The organism is Spirochaetota bacterium (assembly GCA_040756435.1).
GTDB lineage: Bacteria > Spirochaetota > UBA4802 > UBA4802 > UB4802 > UBA4802.
Map to the genome: position 1 here is coordinate 14,782 of JBFLZD010000014.1, position 19,617 is coordinate 34,398.

A 19,617-nucleotide genomic window follows, 5' to 3' on the forward strand; every position below is an offset into this window, starting at 1 on the left:
TTTGGTATGTGCTGTAATACATATTATGTAAGACTTTATATTTTATGTCAAGTAAAAGTTTAAATATAATATATTTTATATATGTATATAGTAAATATGTTCATATATTATTCAAATGATATTGATAAGATGCTTTATAAAGTATGCAGGGGGTCAGAGCCAAAGTTTAGTATTGTTTGCGGCAATTGTATGACCTTAATGTTTGGGCGATAGTTACTGAGACAAAATGCCTGCAATGTAGCAGGTGCAGTGGGGATATTGCCAGCAATGTAGTTATAGCCGTGATCAAGTAGCGGAAGTTGTACAAATACGATGTTCATGATGGCATGATAAAAATAATACAGAAAATATAGCAATGCTTTTCTATTCATTTATGCATACTGGGTGCGCTTGCACAGGTTTGCGTACAACTTTTTTTTGGTAGCTTTAAATATTACAACAAGCATGTGAGTGGTAGTTATGTACATAAAATATGCTTATATTGATACAATAATAAAATATTTGACGACAGTTGTAATATGTATTAAATTGATATCATTAAATGATATCAAGAGGTAAAAAAATGATACAGATAGTTATAAGAAATTTGTCGCAAAAAACCTATGAACAGCTCAAGATGCTTGCAAATAAAAATAAAACAAGTATAAACAAAACCATAATTGCTTTATTACATAAATCGCTTGGTATTGATGACACTACAAAAAAGATAAGAGATTTAAGCGATATTGCAGGAAAATGGAGTGAAGATGAATTTAATGAATTTATGACAAATATAAAGGTATTGGATGCTATTGATGAAGAGGTATGGAAGTGAAAGTGTGTATTGATACGAACATTTATGCATATATGTGTAGGGGTAATGCAGAAATAATAGAATTATTGGAAACAGCTAATGAAATAATTATGCCTGTAGTAGTAATAGGTGAATTGTTTGCATGGTTTTATCAGGGGAGAAGATATAAACAAAATATTGCTTTGCTAAATTCGTTTCTTGGAAAAACAGGGGTTACGGTTGTATCTATTGATAAAGATATTGCAGAACGTTATGGTGCAATAGTAAAAGATTTGAAAAACAATGGTACTCCAATACCAACTAATGACATTTGGATAGCAGCAACCGCTATGCAGACAGGATCAAAGCTTTTTACAAAAGATGAACATTTTAAACTGGTTCCAGGTATTTTGTTGGTGTAAAAAAATAATTATATTAATTACTATTTATATCATAATAAATATCCTGTTTGTTATTACGCCTGTCATACCACAGGAATATACCGCCATAGGGGGTGCCTCCATCATTGAAAAAGGCAGCTTTTAACCCAAGGTAGGGTTTATACCATATATTGGTAAACCCAATAAGAATGCCATCAAAATCGGTTCCAGCACCTGGGTCTGCATCCCATCGTCGTGTTCCTAAAGAATCGATTGCCTGTGACATTATAGCATATCCAAGTTGTGGCAGATAGCGCTCATCAACCCAGCTTATAATAGCACCACCATTCCCATCAGGTACAATATTTAGATTGGATGTGTATGCCCAGGGGGTCAGAGCAACAATAGTTGTTTCGCCAAAAGCCACGGCACCTGCTCCTGTATAACCTTGAGCAAAAATCTGGCTGGAATTGGTAGTCTTGTTGTAGGTAACTATCACACCAGTACCAGATCTACACATTGCTGCATCAACAACATTGTTAATAGTGTTAGTCCAGGAAATAGCCATACCTGATGATATTCTTCGTACAAATATATCATTTGCAATCTTGTATAAAATAAACATTCCACCAGCATCATCAGAAAAAGCATTAAGTAAGGTTGCATTTGCAGGAGTAACCAGTACACCAAGGCCACCATTAGCTGCATTATCAGCAGCATTAACCACACCAGCCCCATTTATGCGCTTTGCGTAATAGGTATACGTTGGGCCTGCACCACTCTGGTAAAGAGCAATAGCGCCGGTATTGGTGCTTGTATAACCGGAGGTTATTAGCTTCACGTTTGCCTGAGTTCCCGCTGCACCACAGATAGTAAATTCGTTTAAATAGGTGGTTCCATCCCTAAGACGGATGACCTTACCATAAATATCTCCTGCACGTTCATAGGCAACAAGCACTCGTGGCTGAATAATGACGTAACGGTGACCGGCAGTTGTCATTATGTTATTATTCAGTGTAAGCTGAGTTGCTGAGTTCACCGCAGTTACATAGGCGCTTGTGCCGGCATCAAGATTGTGAACAATGTCACCAACTTGAACAGGGCCGTTTGCCGAAGTAAAATTGGCATTGGTATCGGTAAATGGATTCCCTGTTGTAGTAACAGTGCCCGTTTCAATGAGAGGTTCGTTACTTGCAAATACAATAAAATAATCGCCTACTGTTACTATATTTTTATTTAATGTAAGTGTATCATTGTCATCAACACTGGTTACCACTGCATACAGATTGTCAGTGATATTATATACAAGATCCCCTTTTTTGACAAGGCCAGAAAACCCAAAGGATTTTGAAGTTGAAACAAGCTGATTGGCAACAGTGGATGTAGCCTGACCCAAAACAAGAATGGGCTCAGCTGAATTTAAAAATCTCAATATCCAGTAAAATTGATTATTGGACATGATACTATCTACAAGACCCAATGCACCAGCTGTACGGTAAGTGATATCATTAACCCTTGAGTCATTATTTGTGGTAAGGTTAACTACAATATCATTATTAGCTACAGCTGATAAATCAACTCCATCATCATAGAGTGGGTTTGTACGAGGTGTATCTGCAGTTCCACCAGTGACATAGTTGTATAGGGTTACCGTTTCGCCATTGCTGATTAACCCTGATGGATTAAATTGGATGGTATAAAAGCTCACTGCTGAAGGAACATGTGTCCAACAGTATTGCCCATTCCAGATGGAGTAATTTTCGCCTGAATTTGGGAAAATATCATTAGCCAGTGTTAAAGTATAGTTATTATCAATTGTAATAGCATAAGAATATAAGGATGATGTTGTGTTTTGTACTAATGCATAAACATATACAGTTGAAAGCCAACTTGGGAAACTCCAGAAATCAATTAATTGATTTGTATTTGTAAAATCATTATCACCCGAATCAGCCAAAACCAGACCAGAAAGATTTATAGCAGATGCATTTGCAGTAACATATCCCCAGTTAGTCCCGTCAGTAATAAGGTCATTTGTTCCCCAGCCTGCTATATTAACACCATGGTCGGTATATGCGTTATTGCCTGCGTTGCTGTAGGTGGTTTGTGTTTGTGTGACAGCTGTGGCAGTATTGACAACATGATTGGTGGCAGTAAAACTGGTGGTGGAGGTGTTGTCGGCAATCCAGTAGTTTTCAGTTGCAGTGACAACACCTGCAGCAGTTCCTATGACATGCCGGTAATTTTGTCCTGCTATGTTAATTGTGGTGTGATTATACGACCCATCGATTATATGGTTACCTGTGGCAGCCACACTTAAATCAACATCGTAATCAAAGAAATAATTTCCCCATGGTATGTTCATTTCGGTTGTATTTGGCACAGCACCAACAGGTACTACCTTTGTTACAAAACCTGCACTCACATTATTTGCTGCCTGATCGCCCCACAGCATGGTTACCGCCGGGTTGGTGCCAGTGGAAATATTTAATCCTGTGGCAGCAGCATTTGCACCAAATACGGTATCAAATGCAAGCGCTCCTGCATTGTTATAAATGCGTTTTATATAAATATTTGTTCCATCACCTAACGTTACAAAGCAGTAGCCTAAAAAGTCAGGAAATAATCCAAGTACCGTTCGGTTGTTGGAATCCACGGCCGTTCCATCTGCACCCCAGCGTTTTGTTGGAGCAGCATCATTGTCAATAAATGAAGCATATACAGAACCATCAGGGTCTTTCCATGCAAAAAATGCTGAGCCATCCTGCGTAGCAAGTATTTGATTTTGAGCGATAGTTACCAATGACTTATCACCTGCTGTATCAGTTACCGGATCATCATCAGATGTTCCAGCATTATCTGCAGTGATAAAACTTCCCGTGGCTGTTACTGGCCCTGGATATTGAATCCTGAAATAGTATTTTGTTGTCCGTGTTAAACCTGTGATTGTTACCTGATGCACGGTGCGCGTGCCTGCAGGTTCTGAAGCAGAGGAACCATAGGCTGAACTTGTACCATAATCAACACTTATTGCAGCCTGTGGAGTACTTGTTGTCCAGTAAATGATGGCCTGTGTGTCGGTGATATTCATTACCCACACATTGCTAATGGTAAGAGCACCGGTTGCAGGTGCAAGTTCGGTTGTGAACGTCCAGGTGTGATTGCCATCAAGCACAAGTGGATTGGATAGTGAATCGGTAATAGCAGCTGTAAGGGCAATTGTATAGAGTGTATTATAAGCCAGTGAAGTTGATAATTGTAATCTGAATGTCTGGTTATCAGTAGTACTGACACCTGTTGCCAAACCTGGTGTTATATCAAAACTTGCGTTTGCAACAACTGTTACCGGATTAACTTGCTTGGTAAATGTGACGTCAACAAAACTCTGGTTTATGCTGACGTTATTTGCACCATTAGATGGATAGCGTGATGCAGCAATAACCCTGGGATGTTCAAAGGTAGAAGTATCTGCAGATGTAGTAAATGTGATGCTATAATTTGTGATTAGATTTCGCTGCGGGATATCCTGATCCAGAACTCCTGTACCTACATCAATGGTATATGGTGTTAATGGTGAAAGATTTCCTGAAGTAATGGTTAATATAACAACTCTGCCATCTGATGAAGATGATGCACTGTACGTTACACCACCTGATATGGTAACATTAGCAGGAACTATCGTTGCCAGGTCCACCGGTTCTGAAAAAATAAGCACAATTGATGTGTCTACCGGTATACTGGTATCACCATTAGCTGGATATGCGTTAAGCAGATCAGGGGCTGCGGTACCTATCCCTGTACCCCCTCCACCACTCTGTTCAGGATTTGGTTGTACCGTGGGTGCCTGGGGAGCACATTGAAACAGCAACAACAGGCTTATAAGTTGTATGAGTAGTAAAATTTTGTGTTTTTCCATGTGATATAACCGCATATAAGGCCAGTATTCATAAATCATAAAAAATATTGACCTTTTTACATAATATACGGTAGTATAGATAAAAGTGCAAATTAATTTTTTACAATGAAAAGATATATATACAACTTTCTGGTTATCATGATGCTTGCTTCCTGGGGGCGTGCCTATGCTACCATTACGTCGGTAGTTTTAACCCCCCAAAACCCCACATTTTTATCTATGGGTAATGGATATTATCTGGCGGGGAAAACGTATACCTTTACCGTGCAGGTGGTAGATCCAGATCTTACTGCATGGAATCAGATAACCGAAGTTGTGCTAACTATCCCTAATTCCACAAACATCCAGCTAAGGGTTTCTGCCATAACTGGTACGGGCGCCGGGAATCATATGTTGACAATAGTTTCTGGCACAGTAGCTTGCAGTTCATCTATTGCTGGTACCTGGAATAACTTTACTGTAACATTTAATATTACATTTCAATGGAATACACAGGAGTCAGCCTGGGCATTAAACAGAAATATTGTAGCATCGGCTACAACAACAGTACCTGCTAATAATACCGTAACAGATACTAAATCTGTATCGTATGGTGTGTGTGCATCCATACGTATTTTAAACTTTGCTCAGGATGGTGTTGCTTCTGACGGCATGATTAACCCATGGCACAGCGCTTTTAATGTTACAGGAACTATCGTATATAATGTACCGGGAGCAGCCGCTCTTGATGCTGTGCATCTTGTTGCAGATGCTTTAACAGGTGAAATTACAAATGCCGAATTGCTTCGTAATGGGATTGCAACAGTTGCCACTGATGGTGATGAGTCAGATGGCCTTACATTACCAGTACCATTGGAATATTTTTTTAGCCTTGATAATACTCCACCGTATAGCCAGTTAGGCAATCATACATGGACAGTAAGAATAACCTGCAGCACACCCGGAGGTCCTGAAGTTTCAATAAATTCTTTGACCATTAATTGTGATGTGGTTGAAATCACCAATATTGAAATTATAAATGGGGGAGGCCTCAATGCATCACCAAATTATTGGCGAAGTGTCGCTGTACCAGGAACTCAGGTCAGGGTTACTGCACGGTTGCAATGGGCGCTTACCAATGTAGTAGGAAATACAACGGTAAGAATTCAGGATAGTGAAGGCAATAATACTGATGTATTAATTCCCAATGGACAGCCCAGCGCTGTAGCAAATATAACATATCCAACAGTAACAGCACAGGCTACGGATACCATTACCTATCAGGCTATAAGTATTACCGGTGGAGCACATGATGATGAGCAAAATGGTGCAGGACGTATACCACAGGTAGCAACACGGACAGTATACTGGGATAACGCGGATCCACCTGGTGCAAATACGCCACCATTTACCACCTATACCGGGCATTCACAGACAGCTACAACTATTACTGTAAACTGGGGGGCGCTTAATACTGCTACTGTTGATGGTGATTTTGACAGCTACAGAATTTATTACCGGGAAAGCCCTGCTGGTATATGGTTTATGGTTGACCGTACCATAATAGCAGCACTGGGGAACGCCGCAACAACACAGGCCACTATAACCGGGCTTACCCCATTGACCAACTATGATATACGTATTTCAGCAGTTGATGTTTTTGGCTATGAAGTAGCTTTAGTAAATCGGATTTCCGATACAATATCAACAACTGCTACCAGCATTGAAGTGTCAATAACTGATGGTATCACCGAATGGGGGGATACCACATTTGGAACAGTTGCAAGCAACAGGCCTGTAAGAAAAACAGCAATACGGGTTAATGTGAGAATTGTTAGTGCTGCTGATTTGCCAGAAACAGTCAATATAATTGTTGCACAGGGTGATATTGGAGTGGGTGTTGATTTAATTGCAGGAGGAGTAATTAATCCAGTTTTAACCGAGGGTGTGGATTATTATAGGATCACAACTTCAAGAATTGGTCCCAACACATGGGTTGGCTATATACCTGATACTAATACTTTAATAACAATAGGGAATGATGTGCGGTTTATTATCGAAACAATTAAATCAGGAATAACCACCTATACCGACAGTGATTCGGAATCTGAATCACCGCCCGGTAATCCAAATGACTTTGAATATTCTTTTGCCGTTACAACGCCCACTCAATTTACCCCCTGGCCCACGCGTATTTTAAACAATGTCATAACTGACAAAAACCCCACCTGCTATCCGGCGTATTATCTTACCGATGATGCGTATGTTGATATTACTGTATATGATATAAAGGGAAGGCCTGTTGCTAAACTACTGGATAATGCATTCCGCAAAGGAGGCCAGAATATAAAAGAAGGTGGCTGGAGCGGGACCAATAAGGCAAATAACAAGCTTGGTGTTGGATTGTACTATATTCATATACGTGCAAAAAGAGTGAGTGATGGAAAAATTATACTCAATTCCTTCCAGAAAGTAGTTATTGCAAAATAAATGGTGTAACCGCTTCAGGCACTGGAATATGCAGTAACTCCAATTGTTTAACAATATAATCTTTATTTACCGGGATAGAACCGCGTACAAGAGCCTGTATGTCGGCAATATCCTGATATCTTCCTGCAACACATTTAATAACAATAAGATCTTCAAGATTAATAACAGGAATTTTGATACCCTTTATAGAGAATAGTTTGCTGTTTTGTATACAGTGTTTCAAGAAATCATTTGTTGCTAATAGAATATCTATTACAAAATGAAAAGAGTTGTGTACAATAACATATCGTTTAAGAGGGGTTAATGTTGATTGTAGCATTTCCTCTTTATGAGGTATAACGTTAAAACGGTTTTGCAATGCATTGAAAAATTTAGTTTCATTTGTTTCATCAAGTAATGCAATAATATCAATATCTTCAGTTGCCCGTACATGACCCCATAAACTAACAGCAATACCTCCGGCAATACAGAATGAGATATTTGATTTTATAAGACAGGAACTAATAGCAATAACAATTTCAGGAATTGATGTTTGGTCTTTCATTATTATCTTTTCTTTTTAATATATCCTCTGTAATTTTTGACCATATTTCCTCATCATTGAGAGTGGGAAATAAAGATTTATAAAATGCATGTTTCATTGAAAACATGGACTGGGTAAGTTCACAGAAGCGGTTGAAATTTTGTCGCATCATTTTTTGAATTATAGTGTTATCGATGTTTCCCATAGTTCGTAATCCATGCTCTGTCTGCCAAGTTTTTTTCTTCAACAGGATTTGATTTTACCAAATTTTGCAAAGTAATAGCAATGATGATAATGATAGCAAACGGCATCACTCAAACCACTTGAAATTTCAATGAATGTGATGGCTTTACGTTTTTCCACTATCCAATTTTAGATATTGTTGCTTCTTTAAAACTATCAAAATAAAAAATATACTCAGTGTTAAAAATTGTCAAATGTAAAAAATATTACTTTTCCATGTGCATTCTAAAGGCTTTTAAATCTTTTGGCCCGTCTATATCATTTTCCCAGTGAGCAGCATTTTTTTTAATATGATAAATATATCCACCAAAGTGAGATAAATCCAGTTTGTATACCCGCTCAATAACATCAATAACAGCACGATAAAATTTTTCTTCTTCCAGGCAGCGCTGCTTTACCTGTCGTATGACATCAAAATTTTTTGTTTTCCATAGATGATACAGTATTTTAGAAAAAATATTGGGCGATAGTGCCTTGCGTAATCCGTAGAAAAAGTCAATAATCTGGTATTCCACTATTGGGTCAATGGAATGATGTTTGATAATAGCAGCAGAGTTACCAATGCGTGCTTCAAACGTATCAAAGCCAACAAAATATTTGTGTTTGCCTTTATGCTCGCCACGTTTGATTGCTTTTAAGCGGTGTGGCAACCAGCTATCGTTAGCAACATCCTGATATTCCACAATGCTGTAAATTAAATGAACTATCGCCCCCCTATAATCTTTTACTGTACCTAAAATTTTAGTGTATTCATCATGGATAAACTCAACATCCTGTGCAGTGATGCGCGGGGTATCGCCAAAGAAAATATCAAGCCGCTGGCCATAGTCAATGTAGTTGAAATAAAAATCTTTTAAATGTCCGCCAACTGACTGTTTCATCTGCAACACGGTAAGGTTTTTATATTTTTTTGTATCTATAGCATCGGTAAAGTTTTGTACATCGTTGTACACATAAATTTTTTCATACAGTGGTTTGCCATATTTTTTGGCATGGTACACGCTATCAAGCACATACTGTATAACAGGCTTACCGGCAAGTGTTTGCAAAAATTTATTTTTTCCAATATAAATCACATCGCCATCATAGGCTTCAATGAGCTGCTTTTTACGCTTTATCATGGTTTTGCGGTCAGGTTTGTCAAAACCAGCAAGGATGAGGGCTATTGGCTTTTGTTTATTTCCTTTTGGCATGGTAGTATCCGGCTATACAATTATTAATACAAAAGTATATGTGTGCTATGTATCAGTCAAGCCTTTAATAGTAACGAAGAGGTAATGCCATAGAGATGAGCAAAGTGTGAATAAAAAAAATAAATATAATTGTAATTTAACTTGACAGCCGGTATATTAAATATCAAGAAATAAACCCTGACTTTTATAAACTCTGCAAAAAGAACATAGAGGTACCAATGAAAAAACTAATGATTCTATTTTTAGCTTTCTTTGTGGCATGTGCTACCGGGGCAAATACCACTCAAACAAAATCTTTATCTAAAGACCTTAAAAATCTTATTAACGAATCGTGCTTTGAGGTTGTTGTAAACAAGCCTGAAAAAGATACCCTGACATACGAAAAGGAGCTGCCATGGCATCTAATACCCTATAACATACGGGTGGATAAATACTATTCAATAGGGACTGCATTTGCTATATCCCCCACTGAGCTTTTAACGGCATTCCATGTGCTGGATTTGAAGACTGACTCGCTCATTTACAAAGATTTTTATATCCGTGATTCACAGGGCAATGTGTATGAAATTGATAAAATTTTAGCGTTTGATAGTCACAGGGATTTTATACGCTTTACGGTTAAAAATAAGACATTTGCAAAATATTTAAAACTAAAAGAAAATTTTAGCATTGGCGATAGTGTCTTTGCAGTAGGCAACGCGTATGGTGAAGGCATCGTAATGCGCCAGGGGGAGCTTATTGGCACTTACCCCGAACCAGAAGATGGAAGATTTAATTTATTAAAAAGCTCATCAGATGTTAATTTTGGAAACAGTGGAGGCCCTCTTGTTGATGATCAGGCCAATTGTATTGGTATTGTCATCCAGCGCAAAGATAATATTGCCTATTCACTTCCAGTAAGTGAGGTTACTAAAACAGGAAATCGCGGTATTTTCCATGTGCGTATGAACTTTGGCTTTACACTGCTTCCTGAAAAGACAATGGTTAAGGATTTTGATGATGAACTATCACTTCCAAAAGGCTATAAGGAAATTAAAAAATTATTTAATGAGCGTTTTAAAAAATTCTATGTAACAACCATGGATGAACTTTTGAAAGGCCAGGGCAGGGGGATGTTCCCTGAGGGTGAGGAGTCGCTTATCCCACTTTTTGATTTTACCGATAGTTACTTTTTACAGGTCAATTATTTAAGCAAGGATAACAACAAATGGACTATCTCCAATATTGAATACAAAGAAACAAAGATACATGGCAATGGCGTTATCCGCATGGCAAATCCTGATAAGCGTTTGCTTTTTATTGATATTTCGCGTCCCGATGATGTGAGCCTGCAGGATATGCTCAATGACCCCAAAGTGGGAATGAAACTTGTTTTAGAAGGGCAGAGCATAACCCGCGATTTTGGCGATGTGAAGACCCGGATATTGTCGCTGGGCGATCCAATAGCTACCGAGTACCATACCGATAAATACGGTCGTAAATGGCGGCTGTGTACGTGGGTGCTGGAATATTCTGATGAAGCTGTCATAAGCTGTGCAACACCAACACCTGAAGGCATGTCAGCGGTGGTCTTTGTATGTGAGACATCCGAAATTGAGTTCTGGAAATATGATGCACTGAAATTGCTGGATTATGTACAGTTATCATACTATGGAAAATTGAAAGACTGGAAAGAGTTTTTAACGGGTAATAAATTGCTGCCAAAAGCATTAAGTGGGGTCAAGTTTGATTATTCAGCACAAAGAGGCTTCCAGTTTGGTGCTGGTGTGTTTTCTATTTCTGCTACAAATGATGTTATTGCAATCAATGATGATGTGCGTATGGGTATCAATTTTGGGTATATAAAGCAGGCCACAGGCACCGAATGGACTATACGCCGTGTCATGCTCAGTGAATATCAGAAAGATAATTATTTTGTACTGGTAAACTGGGTTGCACCTGATACACGGTTGCCAAAGGATTATATTAATTACTGGGAAAGCATTGTCAATGCTGAACATCCTTATACCATGAAACCTTTTACCAGCGATAATATCACCAAAATAGCTGCCGTGGTTAAGACGATACAGGAAAAACCTGAAAAAGTTAAGAAGCTCTATACGCTTTTTTTGGGCAGGGCTGGAAAAGTGGAAGAAGAAAAGATGGTACAGGATTTTAAAACCCTCATGAATGGTATAAAGATAAATGAATAAAGTGAGGAGGGTGTCCCAAAAGACATATTTTTGCAATGACTTTTGACCTTGTGTCATTGCGAGGAACGAAGTGACGAAGCAATCCCATAGTTGCGAGCGCTGCAGGCGCGTGGCAATCTTGTCTTCTGCGGGATTGAGATTGCTTCCTCCGACAAGCTCTATGCTCTCAATGACTTTGCATACGCGTCATTGAGATCCTCACTGTTTGTTTTGAGACACCCTATTCTCTATAATCTGCGCTAAGTGCTTAGCGGTTTCCTGCTTTTCCTTTACGTTGGATTCTCGAGCTATCATAATGCGCTGCGCCTGTGGTGAGCCTGCACCATGCATTGATTCGGTTAAATAGCCTACAGCAGCTGTGCCCATAGTGATATTTTCTATCAGGCGCAGGATACGGATGCGGTGTTCAGTAGGAACATCGCTTTTTGCTTTAAAATATTTTTTAATCCATTTGCCTGCTTCAGGGTGATATAAATCATCTGCCGAAGGAAGTGTAACCAGCGCACCGCCTGCTATGTCCTGTGCAAGGCGTGCAATCTCATAGGGGAAACGCGTGACATTTTGTTTGTGGACATTTGCAAGCAAGGTGTTTACCATATAAGTACCTGGCTCTTCACGCTTACCCTCTGTTGCGCATGCAATACAGCCGCAATACAGCGTTTCATTCAGGTGTATCATTTCAATGATCTTGTCTTTCACATGTGATGCTTTGTCTATTCCATTGTACTCAGCTATTGTCTGCGTTGCACCAATCAGCACATCACCCACACCAACCTTGCAGGCATAGCTCTGACGATGGTATGAGGCAAAGCGTTCAACTAAGTGTCCTGCAAAGTCATATTCTTTGTACATGAAGACTCTATCCCACGGTACAAACACGTCATCAAATACTATCAGTGCTTCATGGCCGCCAAATAAGGCATTCCCCTGGTCAATGGTATATTTTTCTAACTTTCGGGTATCACAAGACTGTTGTCCGTAAATATAAATAATCCCTTCAGTATCAGCCGGCACCGCAAAAGAAACTGCCCAGTCCTTATCTTCGGGGCGCATGGCGATAGTTGGCATCACAATAATCTCATGCGAATTAAGAGCCCCAGTTTGATGAGCCTTAGCCCCACGCACAATGATACCATCGTTTGTTTCTTTTACAACATGCAGGTACAGATCAGGATCTTCCTGTTTATGGGGTGGGAGCGACCTGTCACCTTTGGGATCGGTCATAGCCCCATCACATACCAGATCATTATCCTGCACATACTGTAAGTACTGTAAAAAGCGCTGATAATACTGTGTGCCGTATTTCTGATCTATTGCGTATGTTGTCATTGAAAGGGCATTGAGCGCATCCATCCCCACACAGCGCTGAAAGCAGCATCCAGTCTTTGCACCCAGAAGGCGTCCCATTTTACTTTTTTTCACCAAATCATCAATACTTTGATGAATATGGGTAAAACGGTTTATGACATTTCCGGTTATGTGTGATGTAGCCGTCATGATATCTTTGTATTCATCTTTCTGGGCAAGGGCATACGTCATGGCAACAGCATTGAGTGAGGGCTTAATGATGGGGTTATCAACGGTGTTTTCAATCTTCTGACCAAAAAGATACACGGTTCGCTTTAATGCTTTAATACTTTCAATATATTCGGCAGGGGTTTTGAGTGGCATAGGGAATCTCCTTTTTAAAAAGGTTAATGTACATTCATAAATGTAGCAGGCTCAAGATAATTGTCAATAAAATTTGTAAAAAATTAATTTTATGGATGCAGTTTAAGCCATGACACTATGTATTGCAAGATTAATTCAACATGCTTTTGTGACGTTAACGTATGGTCACCATCCGGGATGATGTGCATGGTATGGGGTACGCATAGATTTTTCTGAATGTCATGGGCATGGGTTACCGGAACAACATCGTCATTCTGCCCATGAATAATACACACAGGGATGTCAACACGGGGGATAAGTTTCACCAGTTCAGTGGTACTCATCTGCTGCAGTGATTGTGCATCAATTGTGTATTCGCCAACGGTTACATAATCACCTGAGATGCCTTGCGGAACTATCGCCCTGACCAAATGATTCAGATGCACTGGTGTTGCTATAAGGCTCATGCTTTTTATAGAAAAAATGTATGGCACGGTTGCTGCATAGTACAGCGCTATAGCACCCCCCATGCTTGAACCAATAATATGCAGGTTAGGGTTGTAGGTATTGGCGGCGTATTCCAGCACTGCATTGAGTTCGTCAGCACACTGTGGCAGCGCAATAGTAAGGGGGTTTACGGTTGTATAGTGACGTGTGTATCCGTAGCTGAAACTTATTACCGTATAGCCGCTGTCATGAAGAGATGGTGCAATCTGATTTATTTTATAAGCATCTTTGGAAGAAAAAAGCCCATGGCTGTACACAATGGTACCCACACTTTGAGCACAGGGGTACACGGTTGCATCTAAGGGGTCTTTATACGGAATGGTTATGGTGCGATAGCTCATGGTAGTTACTTGTGCGTGAGTAAAATGACCGGTTCAAAATATCCTTCTGAATTAATTCCATCAATGACGATAGACAATGGTTTTAATTCAAGCATTTTTTTGTTGTTTTTGGTTATTAATGTAGCATTGAAAAGGAAGTATGAAGATTTTACCAGAGCAAAACCAGTGGTAGTATTGACATTACAGCAACTGTCGGCATTTTTCATCTGGTTAATGTTAATGCGAATGGTTTGTGGATTATCAAATGTATATACACCTTTGAAGATCACAGCATTGGTCTGCATGTAGATAATACACACAGCCTGGTAATTTTTATAAAATCTGAATTCATATCCATAATTGCCACGATAGAGTAACTGCCACTTGCCATAAATGTCAGCAAACTGAAGTGTGTGAGCGGCGATAGTTACTGTTACAATGGCTATTGCAATATACAATTGTGATAATTTATTCATCTACTTCCCTTCATTTTTATTGTTTTACACAGTAAGAATAATCTAACTAATAATCAAGGAATTTTTTTAGTAGTAGCATTGTCTCTCATACTGGAGATGTACACTATTTTCATTATGAAATTTTTTAAGGAATTATTGCTGGATGTTGTTATAAATTTTATCGGGCAATGATATTGTTTATAAACCTATTGGGGATGACCTGACGCATAAAACTTATTTTTTCACTATCAGGTAATTGACAAATGAAAAGGGCTGCCCCACGGTTTGTTTTGCGACTGCCCCTATAGAACAATTTGTTGTTCACTATACTATCGTACTTCTAATGGCTGGTATGAGTTATGATGGATTTTACGTACAATGTCGCTGATTATATCATCTATTGTTGCGCAGCCTGTCAGTATCATGGCTTTTTTTAGCTCGGCCTGTAATGATTTAAGGTAATATGCAACAGCCTCAGAACCCATTCCCACGGCAGCAATAGCAATAGGTCTACCAATAAGCACATACTCAGCACCTAATGCTAATGCTTTTAAAATGTCAACACCAGTTCTGAAACCCCCGTCAATTAATATATGGATATGCCCCTGTACCTCGCGCACAATATCTTCTAATACATCCATGGTTCCAACCATCTCATCAAGTACCCTGCCCCCATGATTAGAAACTACAATTGCATGGGCACCTGCTTCAACAGCTATTGCAGCATCGCGCGGATTCATAATGCCTTTGAGTATAAATGGCAGGTGTGTGGATGATATAATGCTTTTAAGCTCGCTTAAGCTTTTGGGCTTTACTGCCTGATGTTTTAATTCCATGGTCTTGAATACAATGGCATCAATATCCATGCCCACGGCAACAGCGCCTGCAGCTTCTGCAGCCTGAATGCGTTTAATGATTTCATCGTTATTTGCTCGTGGTTTGAATATGGGTATGCCCATACCGCCAAATTGAGTTAAAGCTTCCATTGCTATTTTATACTTTTCCGGGTCTGCTCCGTCACCTAAGAATGCAATGGTACCTGCATCCATACAACCCTTGACCACGGCAATGTTGTAATCCAATTCATCTATCGCTCCGCCTAAATTGGTAACGGCTCCGGTAATGGGTGCTGCCATAACAGGGAAAGACAGGTTGATGCCAAACAGTGAAGTAGATGTGTCGGGATTGGTTACATCGTGAATGACGCGGGTATTGATTTTATAATTAAGGAGTGCTTCACTGTTTCGTTTAAATGAAGCGCCATTGCCTGCTCCACCCATGCCGGGGACTCCGCTGGCACAATCCTTGCCATTGCACTGTTTGCATACGTAGCATACTTTACGCAACCTCTCCCGTGCAGAAATATTGATGGTGTCCATGGAAAGTTCTGATTCATCACATATTTCTATTTTTATCATTTCTTTGCACTTACGAACAGCTTCTTCCGCTTCTTCCAGGGTGTCAGCAACGGCAATAATATGGCCTGCTTTTTCAACATTGGATGTTGGCTTTTTCACTTTATCACCAGGTTTTACATTAATGAATATTTCAGCAATGCCGGGAATCTTCAATGCTTCTTCTACACCGCATATCTTTTTTACTATTCCGGGTCTTGTGATGATTGCCCGCTCAATGGATACCCTGTTATACAATGGTTCAAGATTGCCTGGTTCCTGTCCCAATGCTACCTCAATAGCAGCACGCATTAAGTTAACGCCCGTTGAAAGTGGATAGGTATACGCTGACATAAAACCACCAGAAAGCCGTGCAGCCAGTTCCCCAATTTTTGGGCCATCCTTGGTTATTTTAATATCGCCTTTGGCACAGCCTAAATGAATCCCCAAAGCTTTGATGCCAGCCTTCATCACTTCACAGGCACTGTCCTGCACCTCTTTTGGCAACTGTGAAGGCATGGTGTGGCCTGTTTCAACAAAGTGGGGAGGATATTCAATGATACGGTCGGCAATACCGGTGAAGGTCACTTCCCCATTGAAAACAACAGCGTCAATGGATAATTCATGACCTTCCATAAATTCTTCTATTATCAATTCACCACTGGGAGATGCACTTTTGGCAAATGTAAATGCGTCAGCTATCTGATTTTTATTATCAATACGTACCACACCGCGGGCGCCCATATTATCAGATGGTTTTATGACTACAGGAAATCCCAACACCCTGCATGCCTTCTTTGCATCTGAAAGAGACCATACCGGGAAGAAATGAGGTGAGGGAACACCGTGTTCAAAAAACCGTGTACGCATTTTTATTTTATTGGTTGCAGCAATGGCATCTTCAAACTTTATCCCGGGGAGGTTAAGTGCATTAGCCACAGCAGCGACAGTGGCTGAAGCATCAGTACCAACCGTCAAAACGCCCGATATAGGGGTAATCTCATGTTGTTTTTTTGCTACGCGGACTGAACCTTCAATATCACGGGTACTCATGACAATAGGGATATCAGCATACTTCATTCCTAATGCATTGGGGTTATAATCAGTAACTATCACCTGCAGCCCCATTTTTTGAGCTGTCTGTATAACAGGAACCTGTAAAAGGCCTCCGCCAATTACCAGTATGGTCTTTTTCATGGAATCCCCCAATATTATGTCACATTAGCAGTACATGTCCAATACAGCAACAATTTTGCTATTATAATTATTGGCTTTTTTAGATTAAAACTTAAATGTAATTTTTAGTTGCATTTCTTTGGCATTTTTCAATAGTATATAGTACTGTTACTTGTTATACTTTAGTAAAGTAAGGAAAGGTTTATGTACAAAAAAATAATTACTGTGTTATTTTGCATTTGTGTGACAGCTCTGTATGCTCAGGATCCTGAAGAATTAACCAGAGAAGGGGTTGAATTAGGCAGAAAGCAGAAATATGATGAATCATTGCAGAAACTGGACGAATCAATGAAATTATATAATGTCCGCTCAGCCAAGACATTGCATAACATGGGTTATGTATATGAACTCAAAGGAGAAATTGATAAAGCAATCCCTGCATATGAAGAGGCGGTACGGCGCAATCCTATACAAATTCCATCTCTGGAGAGATTAGGGTATTTATATTATAAAACAGGTTTATTTGATAAAGCAGTGGCAACGGGAGAGCAGGTGTTGAAACTTGATCCCAAAAATCAGGAAGTTATAAAGTGGTTACCTGATGCATATAAACAAAAACTGATAGCTCAAGCACAAAAGCAAATGGAAGAACAAGCTGCAAAAGAAGAAAAGAAGATTGCAAAAGAAGAGGTTGTTGAAGAAGAAAAACCACAGGAAAAGAAACGAATTCTTCTGGCTACAGTTGATGGTATGTCCAGAACAGGATATTTCCTGGATAGCAAAGGGTTTGAGGTGGTCAGTGATAATGGCATTGGCCCCAATATGCCATACCTGTTTTTTATTGATGCTGGACGATTTGATGGATGGGAAGCACGCATAACAACTGGCAATCCTTACTATGGAGCATTAATGCCTGATGCCAATGCATGGATGGAAAAAGTAGAAGGTATGTTTAATGCAGGGGGTTATTATTTAGGCTTTGGTGTTCTTGGCAATCACCACCGTAGTGGAGATATCTTTGGTGAAAATAAACACCTTAATGATTATAAAATGGGGATATTGTTTGGATTTACTCAGGATAAGGCCAGGGTTGACATTGCCCTGTATCCACGGCTTATTATGCGCGATGGGGAAAAATCAGGTGGGAAAACCTTTGATGCTGATTATTTTGATTTTGCGTATACATACACCTTTGATAAATATTTACAGTATTATACAAAGCTTACTATCAATGAGTTTTACTTTTTTGACCATACTATACCAGCATGTTTGTATGCTGGTGTATATGATTTTAGTATAGGAGTTATTCTTAACAGGTATAATGAATTAACCGGTCAAAAAAAGCTTTCATTCAATTTTAGTATTACCGAGCGCATGTATTTTGGTTCTCTCAACCTTGATGATCCGTATGCAAAATTTGGCAATGGCCAGGGATGGTTTGGGATAAATACTGATAAATGGACAAAAGGTGATCCTTTTTCAGGATTCAGGTCACTTTCTCATGTGTTTACTGCTGGCATGGAGGAATATATTCATAAAAATATTTTTCTTTATCAGTCATTGGGTTTTGAATTAGCTGATACATCTGAAGATCATCATGAAATTACGTTTAAACTTGGAGCAGGTGTTGAATTGTAGGTATGGATTATAGAGAAATCACTGAATATGCAATCCATGTTTGTAAACAGGCAGGAGCAATAATACTGGAAGGGTATTACAGCAACGATGTAACGATTGATTACAAAAGCAGGACAAATTTAGTAACCAACATAGATTATGAATCTGAAAAATTAATTGTTGAAAGCATTAAAAATACATTTCCTGACCATGGAATAGTTGCAGAAGAGGGAAGTTTAAAGAAATCCAATAGCAACTATGTGTGGTATGTTGATCCGTTAGATGCTACCAATAACTTTGCTCACAAAATTCCGCTCTTTTGTGTTACTGTTGCATTATATTCCAGAGAGATAACATCAACAGTTGTTGGTGTGGTTTATGAGCCTTTACGCGATGAATGTTTTTATGCGTGGAAAGGAGGCGGTGCCTATTGCAACACAAAACGAATATATGTTTCACAAATTCAGGATATTGGCATTTCAGTTATTGCTACTGGTTTTCCCTATAAAAAAGATGACCCGGATGTAAACAACCTGAAACAATTTAATAATGTTTTGCCAAACGTTCAGGGAATTCGGAGGATGGGATCTGCAGCCATTGACCTTTCATATGTAGCATGTGGAAGATTTGATGGTTATTGGGAGCCCATGCTGTATCCATGGGATATGGCAGCAGGTGCACTTATTGTAGTGGAAGCAGGGGGGATGGTGTCGAAATATAATGGTGAACCATTTGACCCTGAGTACCCTGAAATATGTGCCACCAATGGACTCATTCATCGTCAGTTACTTGATTGTATTAATGCATAGA

14 protein-coding genes are annotated in these 19,617 nt (G+C 39.3%); 6 read left to right on the forward strand and 8 right to left on the reverse strand.

The annotated features are described in order from the left end of the window. Positions 1-134: 134 nt before the first annotated feature. Positions 135-320 (reverse strand): hypothetical protein, encoded by a 186-nt coding sequence (locus AB1444_05755; protein MEW6526159.1) that lies wholly within the window; start codon positions 318-320, stop codon positions 135-137. A 242-nt stretch (positions 321-562) separates the two neighbouring features. Between AB1444_05755 and AB1444_05760 the strand changes: the two genes are divergently transcribed. After that, complete coding sequence (locus AB1444_05760) at positions 563-814, forward strand: hypothetical protein (protein MEW6526160.1); 252 nt, start codon at positions 563-565, stop codon at positions 812-814. Beyond that, complete coding sequence (locus AB1444_05765; protein MEW6526161.1) at positions 805-1,194, forward strand: type II toxin-antitoxin system VapC family toxin; 390 nt, start codon at positions 805-807, stop codon at positions 1,192-1,194. The genes AB1444_05760 and AB1444_05765 overlap by 10 nt, the downstream gene beginning before the upstream one ends. Before the next feature lie 13 nt (positions 1,195-1,207). Here AB1444_05765 and AB1444_05770 read toward each other — a convergent pair whose 3' ends face one another. After that, a complete protein-coding gene (locus tag AB1444_05770) occupies positions 1,208-5,068 on the reverse strand; it encodes an Ig-like domain-containing protein (GenBank protein ID MEW6526162.1) in 3,861 nt (1,286 codons plus the stop codon). A gap of 105 nt (positions 5,069-5,173) precedes the next feature. On the opposite strand from AB1444_05770, the gene AB1444_05775 reads away from it, so the two are divergent. Beyond that, the gene (locus AB1444_05775) at positions 5,174-7,537 is read left to right on the forward strand and encodes a fibronectin type III domain-containing protein (GenBank protein ID MEW6526163.1); all 2,364 of its coding nucleotides are present in this window, start codon (positions 5,174-5,176) and stop codon (positions 7,535-7,537) included. Here the strand turns inward: AB1444_05775 and AB1444_05780 are convergent. Continuing rightward, positions 7,524-8,081: a nucleotidyltransferase gene (locus tag AB1444_05780; protein MEW6526164.1), complete on the reverse strand. Its 558-nt coding sequence runs from the start codon at positions 8,079-8,081 to the stop codon at positions 7,524-7,526. The genes AB1444_05775 and AB1444_05780 overlap by 14 nt on opposite strands. A gap of 428 nt (positions 8,082-8,509) precedes the next feature. Further along, positions 8,510-9,496 carry a hypothetical protein gene (locus AB1444_05785; GenBank protein ID MEW6526165.1) on the reverse strand — a complete coding sequence of 329 codons (987 nt, stop codon included), beginning with the start codon at positions 9,494-9,496 and terminating at the stop codon, positions 8,510-8,512. 218 nt (positions 9,497-9,714) lie between these two features. Here AB1444_05785 and AB1444_05790 point away from each other — a divergent pair, with 218 nt between their 5' ends. After that, complete coding sequence (locus AB1444_05790) at positions 9,715-11,688, forward strand: serine protease (protein ID MEW6526166.1); 1,974 nt, start codon at positions 9,715-9,717, stop codon at positions 11,686-11,688. Between the two features lie 198 nt (positions 11,689-11,886). Here AB1444_05790 and AB1444_05795 read toward each other — a convergent pair whose 3' ends face one another. From AB1444_05795 to AB1444_05810, 4 genes are all read right to left on the reverse strand, one after another. Beyond that, a complete protein-coding gene (locus AB1444_05795; GenBank protein MEW6526167.1) occupies positions 11,887-13,359 on the reverse strand; it encodes a 4-hydroxyphenylacetate 3-hydroxylase family protein in 1,473 nt (490 codons plus the stop codon). An 89-nt stretch (positions 13,360-13,448) separates the two neighbouring features. Further along, positions 13,449-14,186, reverse strand: coding sequence for an alpha/beta fold hydrolase (locus AB1444_05800; protein ID MEW6526168.1), 738 nt, complete (start codon positions 14,184-14,186; stop codon positions 13,449-13,451). A 5-nt stretch (positions 14,187-14,191) separates the two neighbouring features. Continuing rightward, complete coding sequence (locus AB1444_05805; GenBank protein MEW6526169.1) at positions 14,192-14,641, reverse strand: hypothetical protein; 450 nt, start codon at positions 14,639-14,641, stop codon at positions 14,192-14,194. Positions 14,642-14,949: 308 nt separating this feature from the next. Next, positions 14,950-17,211: an alpha-hydroxy-acid oxidizing protein gene (locus tag AB1444_05810; protein MEW6526170.1), complete on the reverse strand. Its 2,262-nt coding sequence runs from the start codon at positions 17,209-17,211 to the stop codon at positions 14,950-14,952. 183 nt (positions 17,212-17,394) lie between these two features. Between AB1444_05810 and AB1444_05815 the strand changes: the two genes are divergently transcribed. Continuing rightward, positions 17,395-18,828 carry a tetratricopeptide repeat protein gene (locus AB1444_05815; protein MEW6526171.1) on the forward strand — a complete coding sequence of 478 codons (1,434 nt, stop codon included), beginning with the start codon at positions 17,395-17,397 and terminating at the stop codon, positions 18,826-18,828. Between the two features lie 2 nt (positions 18,829-18,830). Beyond that, positions 18,831-19,616, forward strand: coding sequence for an inositol monophosphatase family protein (locus AB1444_05820; GenBank protein MEW6526172.1), 786 nt, complete (start codon positions 18,831-18,833; stop codon positions 19,614-19,616). Position 19,617: the final 1 nt, after the last annotated feature.